This window comes from Buttiauxella sp. BIGb0552 (genome assembly GCF_004366275.1).
GTDB lineage: Bacteria > Pseudomonadota > Gammaproteobacteria > Enterobacterales > Enterobacteriaceae > Buttiauxella > Buttiauxella gaviniae.
In genome coordinates this window covers 173,935-190,783 of the sequence record NZ_SODY01000008.1, presented here as the reverse complement: position 1 = coordinate 190,783, position 16,849 = coordinate 173,935, and the positions used below count along the sequence as shown (strand labels likewise).

At 48.8% G+C, this 16,849-nt stretch carries 16 protein-coding genes; 10 read left to right on the top strand and 6 right to left on the bottom strand.

The genetic code is table 11. From position 1 onward, the window contains the following. Positions 1–2: 2 nt before the first annotated feature. Both ftsP and EDF88_RS21495 read left to right on the top strand, forming a co-directional pair. Positions 3–1,415, top strand: a complete 1,413-nt coding sequence (gene ftsP / locus EDF88_RS21500) for a cell division protein FtsP (RefSeq protein WP_064516117.1) — start codon at positions 3–5, stop codon at positions 1,413–1,415. Positions 1,416–1,556: 141 nt separating this feature from the next. Further along, positions 1,557–3,842 carry a YgiQ family radical SAM protein gene (locus EDF88_RS21495; protein WP_134187153.1) on the top strand — a complete coding sequence of 762 codons (2,286 nt, stop codon included), beginning with the start codon at positions 1,557–1,559 and terminating at the stop codon, positions 3,840–3,842. Between the two features lie 110 nt (positions 3,843–3,952). On the opposite strand, the gene dkgA is transcribed toward EDF88_RS21495, so the two are convergent. Further along, the gene (dkgA, locus tag EDF88_RS21490) at positions 3,953–4,780 is read right to left on the bottom strand and encodes a 2,5-didehydrogluconate reductase DkgA (RefSeq protein ID WP_134187151.1); all 828 of its coding nucleotides are present in this window, start codon (positions 4,778–4,780) and stop codon (positions 3,953–3,955) included. A gap of 105 nt (positions 4,781–4,885) precedes the next feature. After that, entirely contained in the window at positions 4,886–6,049 is a 1,164-nt protein-coding gene (gene yqhD / locus EDF88_RS21485; protein WP_134187149.1) for an alcohol dehydrogenase, read from the bottom strand. A gap of 193 nt (positions 6,050–6,242) precedes the next feature. On the opposite strand from yqhD, the gene EDF88_RS21480 reads away from it, so the two are divergent. Next, a complete protein-coding gene (locus tag EDF88_RS21480) occupies positions 6,243–7,133 on the top strand; it encodes an AraC family transcriptional regulator (protein ID WP_134187147.1) in 891 nt (296 codons plus the stop codon). 48 nt (positions 7,134–7,181) lie between these two features. Here the strand turns inward: EDF88_RS21480 and EDF88_RS21475 are convergent, their stop codons facing one another. Together EDF88_RS21475 and metC are read right to left on the bottom strand one after the other, a co-directional pair. Next, the gene (locus EDF88_RS21475; RefSeq protein ID WP_064516127.1) at positions 7,182–7,841 is read right to left on the bottom strand and encodes a DedA family protein; all 660 of its coding nucleotides are present in this window, start codon (positions 7,839–7,841) and stop codon (positions 7,182–7,184) included. 180 nt (positions 7,842–8,021) lie between these two features. After that, positions 8,022–9,209, bottom strand: coding sequence for a cystathionine beta-lyase (gene metC / locus EDF88_RS21470; protein WP_134187145.1), 1,188 nt, complete (start codon positions 9,207–9,209; stop codon positions 8,022–8,024). Between the two features lie 188 nt (positions 9,210–9,397). On the opposite strand from metC, the gene exbB reads away from it, so the two are divergent. From exbB to EDF88_RS21455, 3 genes are all read left to right on the top strand, one after another. Beyond that, positions 9,398–10,132, top strand: a complete 735-nt coding sequence (exbB, locus tag EDF88_RS21465; protein ID WP_134187143.1) for a tol-pal system-associated acyl-CoA thioesterase — start codon at positions 9,398–9,400, stop codon at positions 10,130–10,132. A 4-nt stretch (positions 10,133–10,136) separates the two neighbouring features. Continuing rightward, positions 10,137–10,562 carry a TonB system transport protein ExbD gene (gene exbD, locus EDF88_RS21460; protein ID WP_064516131.1) on the top strand — a complete coding sequence of 142 codons (426 nt, stop codon included), beginning with the start codon at positions 10,137–10,139 and terminating at the stop codon, positions 10,560–10,562. A 343-nt stretch (positions 10,563–10,905) separates the two neighbouring features. Further along, positions 10,906–12,357, top strand: a complete 1,452-nt coding sequence (locus EDF88_RS21455; protein WP_134187141.1) for a methyl-accepting chemotaxis protein — start codon at positions 10,906–10,908, stop codon at positions 12,355–12,357. Between the two features lie 70 nt (positions 12,358–12,427). On the opposite strand, the gene EDF88_RS21450 is transcribed toward EDF88_RS21455, so the two are convergent. Next, positions 12,428–12,820: a cytoplasmic protein gene (locus EDF88_RS21450; RefSeq protein ID WP_243839651.1), complete on the bottom strand. Its 393-nt coding sequence runs from the start codon at positions 12,818–12,820 to the stop codon at positions 12,428–12,430. Next, a complete protein-coding gene (locus tag EDF88_RS21445) occupies positions 12,820–13,218 on the bottom strand; it encodes a hypothetical protein (RefSeq protein ID WP_134187140.1) in 399 nt (132 codons plus the stop codon). The genes EDF88_RS21450 and EDF88_RS21445 overlap by 1 nt, the downstream gene beginning before the upstream one ends. 103 nt (positions 13,219–13,321) lie before the next feature. Here EDF88_RS21445 and EDF88_RS21440 point away from each other — a divergent pair, with 103 nt between their 5' ends. The 4 genes from EDF88_RS21440 (at position 13,322) to EDF88_RS21425 (ending at position 16,849) form a co-directional block, all read left to right on the top strand. Further along, positions 13,322–13,825, top strand: a complete 504-nt coding sequence (locus EDF88_RS21440; RefSeq protein ID WP_134187138.1) for an RNA helicase — start codon at positions 13,322–13,324, stop codon at positions 13,823–13,825. Positions 13,826–14,018: 193 nt separating this feature from the next. Then, positions 14,019–14,579, top strand: a complete 561-nt coding sequence (locus EDF88_RS21435; protein ID WP_134187136.1) for an NlpC/P60 family protein — start codon at positions 14,019–14,021, stop codon at positions 14,577–14,579. 174 nt (positions 14,580–14,753) lie between these two features. Continuing rightward, positions 14,754–15,284: a hypothetical protein gene (locus tag EDF88_RS21430; RefSeq protein WP_134187134.1), complete on the top strand. Its 531-nt coding sequence runs from the start codon at positions 14,754–14,756 to the stop codon at positions 15,282–15,284. Between the two features lie 206 nt (positions 15,285–15,490). Continuing rightward, complete coding sequence (locus EDF88_RS21425; RefSeq protein WP_134187132.1) at positions 15,491–16,849, top strand: 8-oxoguanine deaminase; 1,359 nt, start codon at positions 15,491–15,493, stop codon at positions 16,847–16,849.

Here is a 16,849-nt window from a genome sequence, read left to right as displayed (position 1 = left end):
ATATGTCACTCAGTCGGCGTCAGTTTATACAGGCATCAGGAGTCGCACTTTGTGCAGGCTCGGTGCCACTGAGGGCAAACGCAGCAGGACTGCAGCAACCTTTACCCGTTCCACCTTTACTTGAGTCCCGCCGTGGGCAGCCTTTGTTCCTGACGCTACAGCGGGCGCACTGGTCATTTACCGGCGGCGCTAAGGCTCCAGTCTGGGGTTTGAACGGGCGTTATCTGGGGCCGACCATCCGTGTATGGAGCGGCGATGACGTGAAGATGATTTACAGCAATCGTCTGCAAGAAAACATTGCTATGACGATTGCCGGTTTGCAAGTTCCAGGCCCGCTAATGGGTGGTGCCGCACGTCTGATGCAGCCGAATGTTGATTGGGCGCCCGTGCTGCCGATTCGCCAGCAGGCCGCAACATTGTGGTATCACGCCAACACACCAAACCGCACCGCCAAACAGGTCTACAACGGCCTCGCAGGTATGTGGCTTATCGAAGATGAAGTCAGTAAATCGTTGCCAATTCCAAACCACTATGGCGTCGATGACTTTCCGGTCATCATCCAGGATAAGCGCCTCGATAACTTTGGCGCGCCTGAATATGAAGAGCCGGGCAATGGTGGATTTGTGGGAGACACACTGCTGGTTAATGGTGTGCAGGGACCATATGTTGAGGTCTCTCGTGGCTGGGTACGTTTGCGTCTGCTTAATGCCTCCAACTCGCGCCGCTATTTACTGCAAATGAGCGATGGCCGTGCGATGCATGTTATTTCCAGCGACCAGGGTTTTCTCACCGCTCCTGTTTCGGTGAAACAGCTTTCGCTGGCACCGGGTGAACGCCGTGAGATTCTGGTCGATATGAGTGACGGCAAAGAAGTGTCGATAACCTGCGGTGAAGCGGCCGGTATCATGGACCGTATCCGTGGCTTCTTTGAACCGTCGAGCATTCTTATCTCCACGCTGGTTCTGACGTTGCGTGCCACCGGTCTGCTGCCGTTAGTGACTGATACATTGCCAATGCGCTTGCTGCCGGATGAAATTATTAACGGCAACCCGGCCCGTAGCCGTGAAATTACACTCGGCGAAGATCCTGGCATTAACGGTCAGCTATGGGATATGAAACGCATTGATATTCAGACTCAGCAAGGCACCTGGGAGCGCTGGACCGTGCGTTCCGATATGCCGCAATCCTTCCATATTGAAGGTGTGAGTTTCCTGATTAAAAACGTCAATGGCGCGGCACCATTTGGTGAAGACCGCGGTTGGAAAGATACCGTTTGGGTCGATGGGCAGGTGGAATTACTGGTCTATTTTGGCCAGCCTTCCTGGGAACATTTCCCATTCCTCTATACAAGTCAGACGCTTGAAATGGCAGACCGTGGTTCTATCGGGCAACTACTGGTGCAGCCTGCGCCATAAACCATTTTAGGTCCTTTCCATCAGTGAAAGGGCCTTAGGTTTTAACACGGCAATAACACTTCATTTTTGCCCCCATATCAGCGTATAATCGCCGGCTTTGGTTATTTTTAAATCATTTTTTATTCATTTTTCGGAAGCATTATGAGCTCTATTAGCTTGATCCAGCCCGATCGCGAACTCTTTTCGTGGCCACAATACTGGGCAGCCTGTTTCGGCCCGGCACCATTTTTACCCATGTCACGTAAGGAAATGGACGAGTTAGGTTGGGATAGCTGTGACATCATTCTGGTTACCGGAGATGCCTACGTTGACCATCCAAGTTTTGGTATGGCTATCTGTGGCCGTATGTTGGAAGCCCAAGGGTTCCGCGTGGGTATCATTGCCCAACCAGACTGGAACACTAAAGAAGACTTCATGCGCCTTGGCAAACCGAATCTGTTTTTCGGTGTGACCGCAGGCAACATGGACTCGATGATCAACCGCTACACCGCGGACCGTAAGCTGCGTCATGACGATGCGTACACGCCTGATAACGTGGCGGGTAAACGCCCGGATCGTGCATCGCTTGCTTATACCCAGCGTTGTAAAGAAGCCTGGCGCGATGTGCCCGTTATTCTTGGCGGCATTGAAGCAAGCCTGCGCCGTACCGCGCATTACGATTACTGGTCTGATACCGTTCGTCGCTCAATTCTGGTGGATGCTAAAGCCGATATGCTGATTTTCGGCAACGGCGAGCGCCCGCTGGTAGAAGTGGCTCACCGCCTGGCAATGGGCGAGAAAATCGACCAAATCTGCGATGTGCGTAACACCGCAATGATGCGTAAAGAAGCAATGCCGGGCTGGTCTGGCGTGGATTCTACGCGTCTGGATATGCCTGGCCGTATTGACCCGATTCCACACCCATACGGTGAAGATTTGCCGTGTGCGGAAACCGGTAAGCCGGATAAGCCAATTAACGAAGCTCAGGCTATCGTGGTGAAACCTGCACCGATGAAGCCGTGGGAAAAAACCTACGTGTTGCTGCCGTCCTTTGAAAAAGTCAAAAACGACAAAGTGCTGTATGCGCATGCTTCACGTATTTTGCACCATGAAACCAACCCAGGTTGTGCTCGTGCATTGATGCAAAAACACGGTGACCGCTATATCTGGATTAACCCGCCAGCCATCCCGCTTTCCACCGAAGAGATGGACAGCGTGTTCGCACTGCCTTACAAGCGCGTTCCGCATCCTGCCTATGGCAAAGCGCGTATCCCTGCTTATGAGATGATTCGTTTCTCGGTGAACATCATGCGTGGTTGCTTCGGTGGCTGTTCATTCTGTTCTATTACCGAACACGAAGGGCGCATCATTCAGAGCCGTTCCGAAGATTCGATCATCAGCGAAATTGAAGCGATGCGCGATACCGTTCCAGGCTTTACCGGCGTGGTTTCGGATCTCGGTGGCCCAACCGCTAACATGTATATGCTGCGCTGTAAGTCACCGCGTGCGGAACAAACTTGCCGCCGCTTGTCTTGCGTGTATCCGGACATTTGCCCGCACATGGACACTAACCATGAGCCGACGATCAATCTGTATCGCCGCGCCCGTGAGATTAAAGGTGTTAAGAAGATCCTGATCGCATCCGGTGTTCGTTACGATATTGCCGTTGAAGATCCGCGCTATATCAAAGAGCTGGCGACGCACCACGTTGGTGGATATCTGAAGATTGCTCCGGAACATACCGAAGAAGGGCCGCTGTCTAAGATGATGAAGCCGGGTATGGGCAGTTATCAGCGCTTTAAAGAGCTGTTTGATACTTACTCTAAACAGGCTGGTAAAGAGCAGTATCTGATTCCTTACTTTATCTCAGCACACCCTGGTACGCGTGATGAAGACATGGTGAATCTGGCACTGTGGCTGAAGAAGAATCGCTTCCGTTTGGATCAGGTGCAGAACTTCTATCCGTCACCGCTGGCGAACTCGACCACCATGTATTACACCGGCAAGAACCCGCTGGGTAAGATTGGTTACAAGAGTGAAGATGTGGTGGTGCCGAAAGGCGATCGTCAGCGCCGTTTGCACAAAGCGCTGCTGCGTTACCATGATCCAGCCAACTGGCCGTTGATTCGTGAAGCGCTGGAAGCGATGGGTAAAAAGCACCTGATTGGTGGTCGTCGTGAGTGCCTGGTGCCTTCGCCAACGATTGAAGAGATGCGTGAAGCGCGTCGCTACAACCGTGGTGCGCGTCCGGCATTGACGAAACACACGCCAATGACACATCAACGTCGTGCGCCTGGCGACACTAAGCCTGCTGTCGGTGGGAAACCAGTTGCTGGTACGAAACCTAATGCTGGCGCTAAACCTACAGCTGGTGCTAAAGCGGCTACAGGTGCAAGACCTGCACCTAAAGTTGTATCGAAGCCTACAAGCAGGAAGCGCCCGGCTTAACGATTGTTGTAAAACAGTAGAGCGGATGCCGCGAACGACATCCGCTCTACTGCTACAATATCATTCGTAGGTCGGATAAGCGTAAGCGCCATCCGACACTATGAACAGTTTTACGAGCCAAACACATCAGGGTCTGGTCCCAGACGCTTATGACTATCCAACTTCGCAATCTCGCTTAACTCGTCTTTATCAAGACGGAAATCAAACACGTCAAAGTTCTCAGCAATACGCGATGGGGTCACCGATTTCGGGATCACAACCAGCCCGCTATCCAGATGCCAGCGAATGACAATCTGTGCCGGGGTTTTGCCGTATTTATCGGCCAGGTCGCGGATGATTTTCTTATCAAACACACCTTCTCCGCCCTGAGCCAGTGGGCTCCAGGATTCGGTCTGAATTTTGTGTGTCGCATTCCAGGCATGGAGCTGGCGTTGTTGCAGTAATGGATGGAGTTCAATCTGGTTGATAACCGGCGAGACGCCCGTTTCATCAATCAGACGCTGGAGATGGTTAAGCTGGAAATTACAGACGCCAATGCTTTTGACCAGCCCCTGTTTTTGTAGCTCAATCATACCTTTCCAGGCTTCAACATAGTGATCTTTGCTTGGCACCGGCCAGTGCATCAAATACAGATCGACGTAATCGAGCTGGAGCTTTTCAAGGCTGTCTTCCAGCGCCTGACGTGGCCTTTGCTGATCGTCATTCCACAGTTTGGTGGTGATAAACAGTTCGTCGCGCGGAATTCCAGCCTGTTTTAGCGCATTGCCCACGCCGTCTTCGTTCTTGTACGCCGCAGCGGTATCAATGGAGCGATAGCCGACTTCCAGCGCTTTATCGATGGCAATCAGGACTTGATCGTTGCTGGCTTGCCAGACACCGAGCCCCAATTGTGGCATTACATTTCCATCCTGAAGCTTGATTACTGTTGGATTTGCCATGTATTCCTCCTTAATAAGCGATACACCGGAAGGGGCTTCCGGTGTAACAATTGCGTTTAAGTCTGGACCAAATACTCAAAAACGAGAACCAAATGGCTAAATTACTTAGCGTGCTGCTTCGTAAATACGACGGCTCACGTCCAGAGTAATGTCCTGGCGCTCACCCAATTTGGTCATGCCTTTTTCTTCCAGTTTCACCAGTAACGCCGGGATGGTGCTGCCATCCAGACCGTAGGCAGACAGGCGAGTTGGGGCACCCATTTGCTCGAAGAAATTACGTGTTGCTGCAATTGCCGCATCAATACGTTCTTCTTCAGAACCTTCAGTGATATTCCACACGCGTTCAGCGTATTGCAGCAGTTTGCCGCGTTTCTCGTTACGTTTTTCATTCAACAAAGATGGCAGAACCACCGCCAGAGTCTGCGCGTGATCCAGACCGTGCATCGCAGTCAGTTCATGACCCAGCATGTGAGTTGCCCAGTCCTGCGGCACACCTGCACCGATCAGGCCGTTTAATGCCATGGTCGCCGCCCACATTACGTTGGCACGCACGTCATAGTTTTCTGGTTCTTTCAGTGCAATTGGGCCGTCTTCAACCAGCGTTAACAGAATGCCCTCGGCAAAACGGTCCTGCACTTTGGCGTTCACAGGGTAAGTGATGTACTGCTCAACGGTGTGAACAAAGGCATCGACTACGCCGTTTGCAACCTGGCGAGGTGGCAAAGTGTAGGTGTAAACCGGGTCAAGTACCGCGAATACAGGCTGCACGTGTTCAGACATAAACGCTTGTTTGTCGCCTGTTTCACGGCGAGAAACTACGGCACCTTTGTTGGATTCAGAACCGGTCGCAGGTAGCGTCAGAACAGAGCCCATCGGGATTGCGCTCGTAACATCGTTGCCGTGTGTCAGCAGGATGTTCCATGGGTCGATATCAGCCGGGTAGTTGGCTGCTGCGGCGATGAATTTAGTGCCATCCAGCACAGAACCGCCACCAACGGCTAACAGGAAAGTGACTTTCTGCTGGCGAACGATTTCGACCGCTTTCATCAGCGTTTCGTAAGTCGGGTTCGGCTCAATGCCGCCGAACTCCAGTACATCCAGCCCGTTAAGTTCAGCGTAAACCTGGTCCAGTACGCCATTTTTCTTCACGCTGCCGCCGCCGTAGGTAATCAGAACACGGGCATCAGCAGGAATTTGTGCGCGCAATTCGGAAATAGCGCCTTTACCAAACAGGATGCGAGTTGGGGTATGTAGGTTGAAGTTGTTCATTATTTGATTCCTGTGGTTTGGATCGTTAGAGACAATACTTATCGAATTTGATGGTAGCCATTGTCGGCTTCAGATGGCTATCTCTCAATGCTTATTCCTGCCTTTGTCTTGCCTATTTCTACTTTCCTCTGGAGAAAAATAAAAATAAGTCGCAGACTTATCACGTCATAACAGCCTTGTGGAGCGGAAGGGAATGAAGCGGAAAGAGATTTGCCAGCAATTAACAAATAAGATTAATTATTTGATACAAAAAGAAAATAGTGGTCTTTCTTCATTGCCAAACGTTACTTTATTGTATGGCACTAAACCTTATGCGCGCACGCCAGTAATGTATGAACCGGGGATCATTATTCTCTTTTCGGGTCATAAAACGGGTTATCTGAACGATCGTGTTTTCCGCTACGACGCCAATGAATACCTGCTGCTGACAGTACCGCTGCCGTTTGAATGTGAAACCTTCGCCACACCTGAAGTACCGCTGGCTGGGGTGCGTATCAATATCGATATTTTGCAGTTGCAGGATTTGCTGATGGATATCGGCGAGGATGATTTATCGCACCCGCAGACCTGTTCAACCGGTATTAACTCAGCTGAGCTCTCCGAAGAGATCCTTTGCGCGGCTGAACGTTTGCTGGACGTGCTGGAGCATCCGCTCGACGCGCGTATTTTGGGTAAACAAATTATCCGCGAGATCCTCTATCACATTCTGGTGGGGTCATGCGGTGCAGCATTGTTGGCATTGGTCAGTCGGCAGACGCATTTCAGCCTGATTAGCCGTGTGTTGCGTCGTATTGAAACGCAGTACACCGAGAACCTCTCAGTGGACCAACTTGCAGCTGAAGCGAATATGAGCGTCTCTGCGTTTCACCATAACTTTAAATCGGTGACCAGTACTTCGCCGCTGCAATACCTTAAAAGCTACCGCCTGCATAAAGCGCGGATGTTGATTTTGCATGATGGGCTGAAAGCTAGTGCTGCGGCTATTCACGTGGGATATGAAAGTGCTTCGCAGTTTAGCCGCGAGTTTAAACGCTACTTTGGGGTGACCCCGGGGGAAGATGCCGCGCGTATGCGAGTCATTTAAGCTGAAGCTTACAGAGTGGATAATTTCGCATTACCCACTCTGTAATTTTTATGCGGGGTTAAATCTTTTTTTGATAACCACAAATAGCGTGCCTACCAGGCCCACAACCAGCAGAACCATCGGCAGAATCATCAGGCAGGTCATCACCTGATCTTCGTGGCGTTTCACAAATGGAATCATGCTCAGGGCATAACCCAGGCTGGTGACGCTACCAACCCACAACAACCCACTCAGCCAGTTAAATACCTGGAAGCGGCGATTGCTAAGGCCAGAAATGCCCGCCATGGTTGGCAGCAGTGTGCGCACAAACGCCAAAAAACGGCCAGCTAACAAAGCGAATAAACCGTGCCGGTCAAACATCACCGTCGCTCGCTCGTGATATTGCGGTGGAAGTTGTTTCAGCCAGCTTTTCACCACCCGGGTATTACCAAGCCAGCGGCCTTGCACATAGCTCAACCAGCAACCGAGGCTTGCCGCCGCGGTTAAAATAACGATTGTCGGGACGAAATTCATTACCCCTTTTGCCACTAACGCTCCTGCGAGTAATAGCAGACTGTCGCCTGGCAAAAACGAGGCGGGCAGTAATCCATTTTCGAGAAACAGCGTCGCAAACATGACGCAATAAACCACTCCAACAACATGAGGGTCCGCGAGTGCAGCAAAGTCATGTTGCCAAAGCGCTTGAACGATATTGTGTATAACAGCCATGGCAAATCCTGTGGAACCGCTTTATTGAGCAGGCCTGAATCTACAGTAGTTAGATTAGGCACACCTTAGTTTTAGGAACCTAGTGTAACGCTAAAAAGCCTGCGACATCTTGATCGCAGGCTCAACAAATCATTATGGAATAGCAAAAACTGTCCTTATGGACGTCCACTTCTGGCAATTTTAGGCGATCCGTTGGAAACCTGCTTCAAGATCCGCGATGAGATCGTCAACATTTTCTAGGCCAATGTGTACGCGCACTAGCGTTCCAGTGAAGTCTACGCCGCCTGCCGGGCGAATCTCAGCGAGCTCTTCCGGTTGGTTGGCAAGGATAAGCGATTCATAGCCGCCCCAGGAATAGGCCATACTAAAATAGTGGAAATTGTCCAGGTAGTGCTGATATTGCTCGTTATTTAAACGATTCTTCAGCACGAATGAGAACAAGCCGCTGCTACCTGTAAAGTCTCGTTTCCAGAATTCATGCCCTTTGCTGCCGGGCAGTGCAGGGTGATTAACACGTTCAACCTGCGGGTGTTGTGCCAGCCATTCGGCAATTTTCAAACTACTTTCATGATGTTGACGCAGGCGCACACCAAGAGTGCGTAGACCTCTGCTAGTCATATAAGCGGTATCGGCATCCAACATTTGCCCCATCAGATAAGAGTTCTCACGCAGCTGATCCCAGCAACGTGCATTTGATACAGCTGTGCCAACCATCGCATCCGAGTGGCCAATCAGGTATTTGGTGCCGGCCTGAATCGAAATATCGATACCGAAATCCAGCGCCTTAAAGAGAATGCCTGCCGACCAGGTGTTATCAATCATGATGATGGCGTCTGGGGCAACGCTGCGTACCGCCTTAACAATGGCTGGAACGTCATGTACTTCCATTGTGATAGAGCCAGGCGATTCCAGAAATACGACTTTAGTATTGGGTTGCACAAGTTCTGCGATGCCTGCGCCAATCATTGGGTCAAACCAGGTGGTGCTCACGCCGAGTTTGGCGAGAATTTTGGTGCAGAAGTCCTGGCTTGGCTCATAGGCGGAGCCGGTCATTAGTACATTGTCGCCCTGCTCGACGAACGCCAGAATCGCATTGGCAACGGCTGCGGCGCCACAAGGGTAAAGCGCACAACCCGCGCCGCCTTCGAGTTCGCACATCGCTTCTTGTAAAGAGAAGTGGGTCAGGGTGCCACGGCGACCATAAAAAAGTTCGCCTTTCGCGCGGTTAGCCGTCGCCTGTTTTTTAGCTTCAACAGTTTCAAAAACCAACGAGGAAGCGCGTTGAATGACGCTGTTAACCGAACCCTGGGTGAATTTTTTATCGCGCCCGGCATTAACCAGCGCCGTTTCAATGTGCTTTTTACTCATCTTCACTTTACCCTGTTTAACCATCTGGATGTCTAAATCTAACTTATCATGCTTTTGCTGCGTAAGCGCAAGGAATGCATAGACAATTTAAGGCACTCTTTAAATACTAATGAGAACTACTATCAATTCGATGTCGTTTTGATATTATTGCGCACAGTTTTTGTATCATTTCGTGGTGGAGAGTAAGAGTGACGAATAATTTGATGCAGACAGACCTCTCTGTCTGGGGCATGTATCAACATGCCGACATCGTGGTAAAGATTGTGATGATCGGCCTGATTCTGGCCTCTGTCGTCACATGGGCAATCTTCTTTAGCAAAAGTGTTGAGCTATCCTCGCAAAAGCGTCGTTTGAAGCGTGAACAGCAACAACTGGCTAATGCCCGCTCTCTGAACGAAGCCAGTGAAATGGCTGAAGCATTTGATGCGAAGAGCTTGAGCGCAATGCTTATCAATGAAGCGCAAAATGAGCTTGAACTTTCCGCAGGCAGCGAAGATAACGAAGGCATTAAAGAGCGTACCGGTTTCCGCCTTGAGCGTCGTGTTGCGGCAGCGGGTCGCCACATGGGGCGTGGTAATGGATTCCTTGCGACCATCGGTGCGATCTCTCCGTTCGTCGGCCTGTTTGGTACGGTCTGGGGCATCATGAACAGCTTTATTGGTATTGCGCAGTCGCAAACCACTAACCTTGCTGTAGTGGCACCTGGTATTGCAGAAGCATTGTTAGCAACGGCTATCGGCCTGATTGCAGCAATTCCTGCGGTGGTTATCTACAACGTATTTGCTCGTGTTATTGGTGGCTATAAAGCTTCTTTGGGTGACGTTGCGGCTCAGGTTCTGTTGTTGCAAAGCCGTGACCTGGATTTAGACGCTAGCTCTCAGGCTCGCCCGGTACGTACGGCTCAGAAACTGCGTGTAGGTTGATCCCATGGCAATGAGTTTTAACGAAAACCACGACGATAACGGCGAAATGCATGAAATCAACGTGACACCGTTTATCGATGTCATGTTGGTATTGCTGATTATTTTCATGGTGGCCGCACCGCTTGCGACAGTGGATGTGAAGGTTAACCTTCCTGCATCTTCAAGCCAGCCGCAACCGCGCCCGGAAAAGCCGGTCTACCTGTCTGTCAAAGCCGATCGCACGATGTTTATTGGCAATGATGAAGTGACCAAAGAGAACATGATCAATGCTCTGATGGCTGCGACTGAAGGCAAGAAAGACACCACGATTTTCTTCCGCGCAGACAAAACGGTTGATTATGAAACCATGATGAACGTGATGGATACGCTGCATCAGGCAGGGTATTTGAAGATTGGGTTGGTGGGACAAGAAGTCACTGCCGCCAAATAATTTTTGCATGATCTTACAACGGCCCGTTAGCTCAACTAACGGGCCGTTTTTCTTTTGTCCGCATTCCCGTCTGACTTAATTCAAATTTTAAAATCACACGAACGTATTATTGATAACGTGTGAAACTTATTCGCGATAAAACAATGTTTATCTATGCTATTTCTATACCCGTCATACTTCGAGCCGCAGGGGTGTTGGTTGCACTCACAAACTCCAGTCACTTACTTAAGTAAGCTCCTGGGGATTTGCTCCCTTGCAGCCTACCTGCAACTCGAATTATTTTGGGTATATGTGGGATTATTCCGTCATGAAAATACATAATGACAAATGCGTGGATAATAATATGGCAACGATGACTGTTTTGCATACTGGCAATAAACAGCCCGACGTGGTGTCTCTGAGAAGCATTTATCTGCATGCTGATGTTTTAATGTTTTGGGTCGTGTGGGGAATGTTTGTTATTTCCCTAGCGGTGGGGTGGGCTTATGATGCGATCCCGGTGGCGCTGGTAGCGGGCAGTTTACTTGCGTTGAGTTCCAGTGTTATCAAAGTATTACTACCCGGTACGCTATTTACCCGCTTGTATTATGCGTTCACATTAATCGGTTTTGCCGCATTGCTCATTCAATTAGGTGACGGTGAAACTGAATATCACTTTTCGGTTTTTGTATTACTATCAGCATTATTAGCTTATCGCGATTATAGACCATTATTAATGGGGGCCGTAGTTGCAGCACTTCACCATGTTTTATTTGCCTGGCTGCAAGCTAATGACTTATTCGGTATCACCTGCTTTATGCATCCCGGCATTCATATGGTGGTATTCCATGCCATTTTTGTGGTGGCACAAACGGCGATACTCATTTACATGGCATTGCGCATGGCCGATGACGCACGTTCAGCCAGCGAAGTGGCACAGTTAGCATCACAGATAAATCGCCAGCCGGGTTGCCTGACCCTTACACGTAGTGAAAGAGAAAGCCGCACGCCGTTTGCTCAAACCTTTAATACTACGCTTACCACGATGAGGAACACGCTAAGCCAGGTGAGCGCTGGTGTGGCATCAGTACTCACAGCTTCGGAAAGTATCATCCAGCGTAATACCGCACTGTCTAAACGCACTGACGAGCAGGCAGCCGCACTTGCCATTGCTGCCAGTGCCATGGAACAGCTCAGCTCCTCAGCAGTCTCGACGAGTGACAAAGCGCAAAGTGCCAGGATGCTTGCCACTCAGGCAAGTAATCTCGCCAGCAAAGGTGGAGTCAGTATTGATGCTGCCACACTCACTATGGAACAAATCCGCGAAGAGTCTGACCACATCAGCAACATTCTTGAACTGATCGATGGCATTGCCTTCCAGACTAATATTTTGTCGCTAAATGCCTCCGTTGAAGCAGCCCGGGCAGGCGCTCATGGTCGAGGATTCGCGGTGGTAGCTTCTGAAGTACGCACGTTGGCGTTACGTTGCGAAAACGCGGCCAAAGACATTCGCCAGTTGATAAGCGTATCGGTAGAGTGTACTCGGACAGGCTCGGTACAAGTGGAGAACGCGGGGCAAACCATGCGTGAAGTGATTGGTTCCATCAATGCGTTGGCAGAGTTGGTGGAAGAGCTTTCCGATATGAGTGGCCAGCAAAGCATCAGCATCACGCAAATGAATGAGAGCATCGCCAGTATCGATGAAAGCGTGAGGTATAACGTGGAACATACTGCGCAAACCGTACAGGCCGCGCGCCAACAACAGCAACAGGCGGATGATTTACAGCAGGCAATCTCAGTATTTCGTCTGGCCTGATAACAGGTTTTGCGAGCGTATTTATGTCGCAAAAAAAGAGTGCCTGCTTGCCGCAGGCGCTCCAGAAATCTTATAAATGCGGAGTTTTGTAACTGTTTTCCAGCAATGCACGCGTACGTGAGAGCGTTTGTGCTTCTTCATCTCTCAACTTCTGATACACCGCCTCCAGTCGAGCCAGAACTTCGGTTTTAAGCCTGGGCTGGTGGCTGATGATCTCGCTGAGAACTGCGCCGTAAATCTCATCTTTCACACGATATGGGTAAATTTGATGGCGGTTATGCCATTTTTGTTCAACCAATGCCGCAGTGATATTGACCTGACCTTGCGCGATGCGAGCAATATTTTCATTTTTAATTTGTACCAGCGCGGCAATATTTTCACGTAATAATGTATTGTCAGACGCGGTATCGTCAGATGGTGCAGTCGTTTGAAGAGGGGGGAATTGCAATTCTGACATTGGCATTACTCATCCAGCGAATAAAATAGAGGCCAGCTTTTTTCCTGAGTTAACTGATTGACCCAGATTTGCTGTGAATGATGACTTATCTGCAATTTTTTATCTTCTATTAGCATTTGCAGATCGGCTGAGTTGATTTTTTCTTGTTCTATGAGTTCATTTAATACTTTCACTATGGCTTCAATTTTCACTGCATAAAACAAACGATCTTTTAAATGCCGGTCGTTCTCTTCAAACAATGTATTTTTCGCTTGTCCAGCATAATGAGGGGCGCTCAGAATCATTTTCTCCAGAACTAAAATATTATCCTGAGGATTTAGTGTTAGAGCGCTATGTTCTTCTGAACCGGCAATATCAGCCTGCGAGACAGGAAAGGTCACTGGCACCAGGTTGTTGGGCAGCATTAAGGATGTCCTTTTATATCAATAGAATAAATTTTTATGTTTAACAGACGCCAGGTTGACTATATGTTGCCTCAAAATTACTATAAAAAAAACAGGAGTTCCCATGCAAAGCGTCTTTTATTCAATTGTATTAATATTGTTATTGCTGTGCGTAGTACTGGTGCTGATGCGCGAGATTTCGCGTCCCAAAGTTAAATTAACGCCCGACAGTGTCCCTAAATTAAATTTATCTGAAATTGACGAGCGTGAAGATTATTTTGCTAAGTTAATGTCAAAAATAACGCCTGATTATTACTGGCGAGTGAGCCATGAATATGTGGATTTCAATCATGCCACTATCAAAAGGATGCATATCGACGAACTTAGCGCTGACCTTACACTCTTTAACGCTCAGCGACGTTGTAGTGATTTACACTCTGCCATCTACCGCTATTACGATAACCTCAGAAAACGCTGTTCCGAGGGGGAGAAGGTACCTTTTGCTGATATCGAGCTGCTGAATTTACGCCAGTGCTTTGATGAGTTCAGTCATGATGCTTATCCCGCGTTGGTTGCTTTAGTATGGCCGCATCTTCAGCGACCGGAAGTCTGCCTTGAGAATGTATAGCGCCTTTTGCCAATTAGGCTGATTTTATATCAGGCTGTTTTTTAAACTAAAAAAAGCCAAATCTTAAAATGGACTGATTATCTGCTGGATTAACGTTCAGTACTGTTTATTATTTGCTCACCCAAAAGGAGTTGTTCGCCACGTTGCTGAAGATTCAGTAATACAGTATTTGCCATCAAAAAAGATATGACTCATGTATTTGTTTAAAAAAATGATTACCGCTTCACTTTTAATTATCCCTTTAGTTATTAGTGCAAATTCCTTTGCTTTTAATATGCCAAAGGAATTTGCATCATTAGGGGTTAAAACTCTTTCTAATAAAGATGTGTTTTCTAAGCAAGCTTCTTTTATAAAATCTGAAAGAAAAGCAACTTCTAATAATATCAGGTCATCCATATTGGCTGAATTTTCCAATTGGAAAGGAACACACTATCGATTTGGTGGTACTACACATAAAGGTGTGGATTGCTCTGCCCTCATGCAGCATATTTTTAGTGATTCTTTCCACAAGTCTTTGCCAAGAACAACAACTCAGCAAATTCAAAATGGTGAGCACGTCAATAAAGAAATGCTCAAGCCTGGCGATTTAGTCTTTTTTCAAACTTCACCTGGCACCCGTCATGTTGGCGTGTATGTCGGTAATAACGAGTTTATCCATGCCTCAAGCTGCGTGGGAGTAACCATTTCCTCACTGGCTAACCGTTACTGGATGGATCATTATGAAACGGCTCGGCGTTTAAAAATGATTGGCTGAATATAAATAATATTTCTGAGGTTTTATTTTGCTGTCACCACCATTATTATGGCCATTCATTTTGAAATATTCATTCTAACTCATGTATTTAATGAATGAGATCGTATTAATGTATTTGGTTCGAATATAAGTTCATGGGGTTTATATTCTTATTTTCAACGAGATTGTTATTAAATGAAAAGAAATTTAATTCACCATATGGCTAGTGCAGTATTGGTGGTCCTTGTTGCGGGTACGATGCTCATAGGTTGTGATGCAAAACAAGCAGGAGAAGCGTCAATGAAATTTGTAAATGTAGAAATGGTCTTAGTAGATTCTGGTTTGCTGAAGCAAGAGCAGGATCACCTCAAAGCCGTGAATGAAAGTTTGCATAAAGGCCAACAATTGGCTGAAAAGAATTACACCAGTCTGCCTGCGAATAAAGTTGATGCCGCGCGAAAAGCGGATAGAAATGTTCTTACGCAACAATGGAAAGGGCAGCAACAAGCTGCGCGTAATGTGGTGATGGCTGCATTGAAGAGTGCGACCGATGCTTACCGTAACGACAACAAAATTGGCATGATTTTGCCGACACAAGTAGCGATGTCAGTTTCGCCGGAACTGGATATCAGTGCCGATCTGACCCAGAAGCTTAAAACCACAAAGCTAGAATTTCCAAAACTGCCAGATTTCGCCGTTAAAGCGAGTGGACCTGCTGCAAAATAGCCCAGTAAGCAAAAAGCTTCGTTGAGACACTCAGCGAAGCTTCAATTCATCCGAGAGCTCCTGTCAAAACCCCCCCATAAGTAAATGCGATAATACCGCTCAAAATTCCTGGGTAGAATGGCGACTATTGCCCAAGCAATGCCTGGATCAGCAGACAGGCCATAACTGAGCTGGCTTCCCTTTATCTTCATTTTCAGGAGCCAGTTATGTCTGCACAACGTTTGTGGATCAAAAATCCCCGCGCAGTTTTTACCGCTAATTCACAAGATGCCTCCGCTGGCGTGGTGATAGAAGGCGCGGTTATCCGTGAATTAATTCCTGCTGGTGGTGAGCCTTCCATGCCTTGCGATGCGGTGTTCGACGCCCGCGATCTCGTGCTACTGCCCGGCCTTATCAATACACATCATCATTTCTACCAAACTCTGACGCGCGCCTGGGCTCCAGTGGTTAACGTGCCACTATTCCCGTGGTTAAAGCAGCTTTACCCCATTTGGGCTCGTCTCGATGCTGAAGCCTTGGCTCTTGCCAGCAAAGTCGCAATGGCAGAGCTGCTGCTTTCTGGTTGCACCACAACCACGGATCATCACTATCTTTTCCCGCAGGGAATGGAAGAGGCGATTGATGTGCAGGTTGATGTGGTTAATGAGCTCGGAATGAGGGCGGTATTGACGCGCGGCTCAATGAGCCTTGGTGAAGACGACGGCGGTTTGCCTCCACGGCACACCGTACAGCAGGCGGAGACAATCTTACGCGACAGCGAACGGTTGATTAAACGCTACCATCAGCGAGGGGAAGGGGCGTGGTTACAAATAGCCCTCGCGCCATGCTCGCCGTTTTCTGTGACTACCGAAATCATGCGTGACAGCGCCCAACTTGCTCAGCAAGAAGATGTGCGTTTGCATACTCATCTGGCTGAAACACTGGATGAAGAGAACTTCTGCCTGCAACGTTTCGGCCTACGAACTGTGGATTATCTGGAAAGCGTGGGTTGGCTTAATGACAGAACCTGGCTTGCACATGGTATTCACTTTGATGAGCGCGAAATTCTCCGGCTTGGGCGCGCGGGAGTTGGCGTTTGCCATTGTCCGGTTTCCAATATGCGCCTGGCATCAGGTATGTGTCCGACAGTGGATTTAGAAAATGCAGGTGCCGCGGTGGGGCTTGGCGTGGATGGTTCTGCATCTAACGATGCTTCAAACATAATGTATGAAGCGCGGCAGGCACTCTATCTGCAACGCCTGCGCTATGGTGCCGAAGCGATTACGCCGCAACGTGTGCTGGGTTGGGCGACTCAAGGTTCTGCGAAATTGATTGGCCGCAGTGACATCGGTGAAATTGCCGTCGGGAAACAGGCGGATCTGGCGTTGTTTGCACAAGATGAGCTGCGTTTTAGCGGCAGCCATGATGCCATCGCAGCCCTGTTGCTATGCGGTGCTGAAAAGGCAGAGCATGTGATGGTTGGAGGTAAGTGGCGGGTGACGCAGGGCAATATCATTGGTCTGGATGTGCCGGATCTTATCTCCCGCCATCGCAAGGCTGCGAAGAAATTAGTCGCTGATATTTAA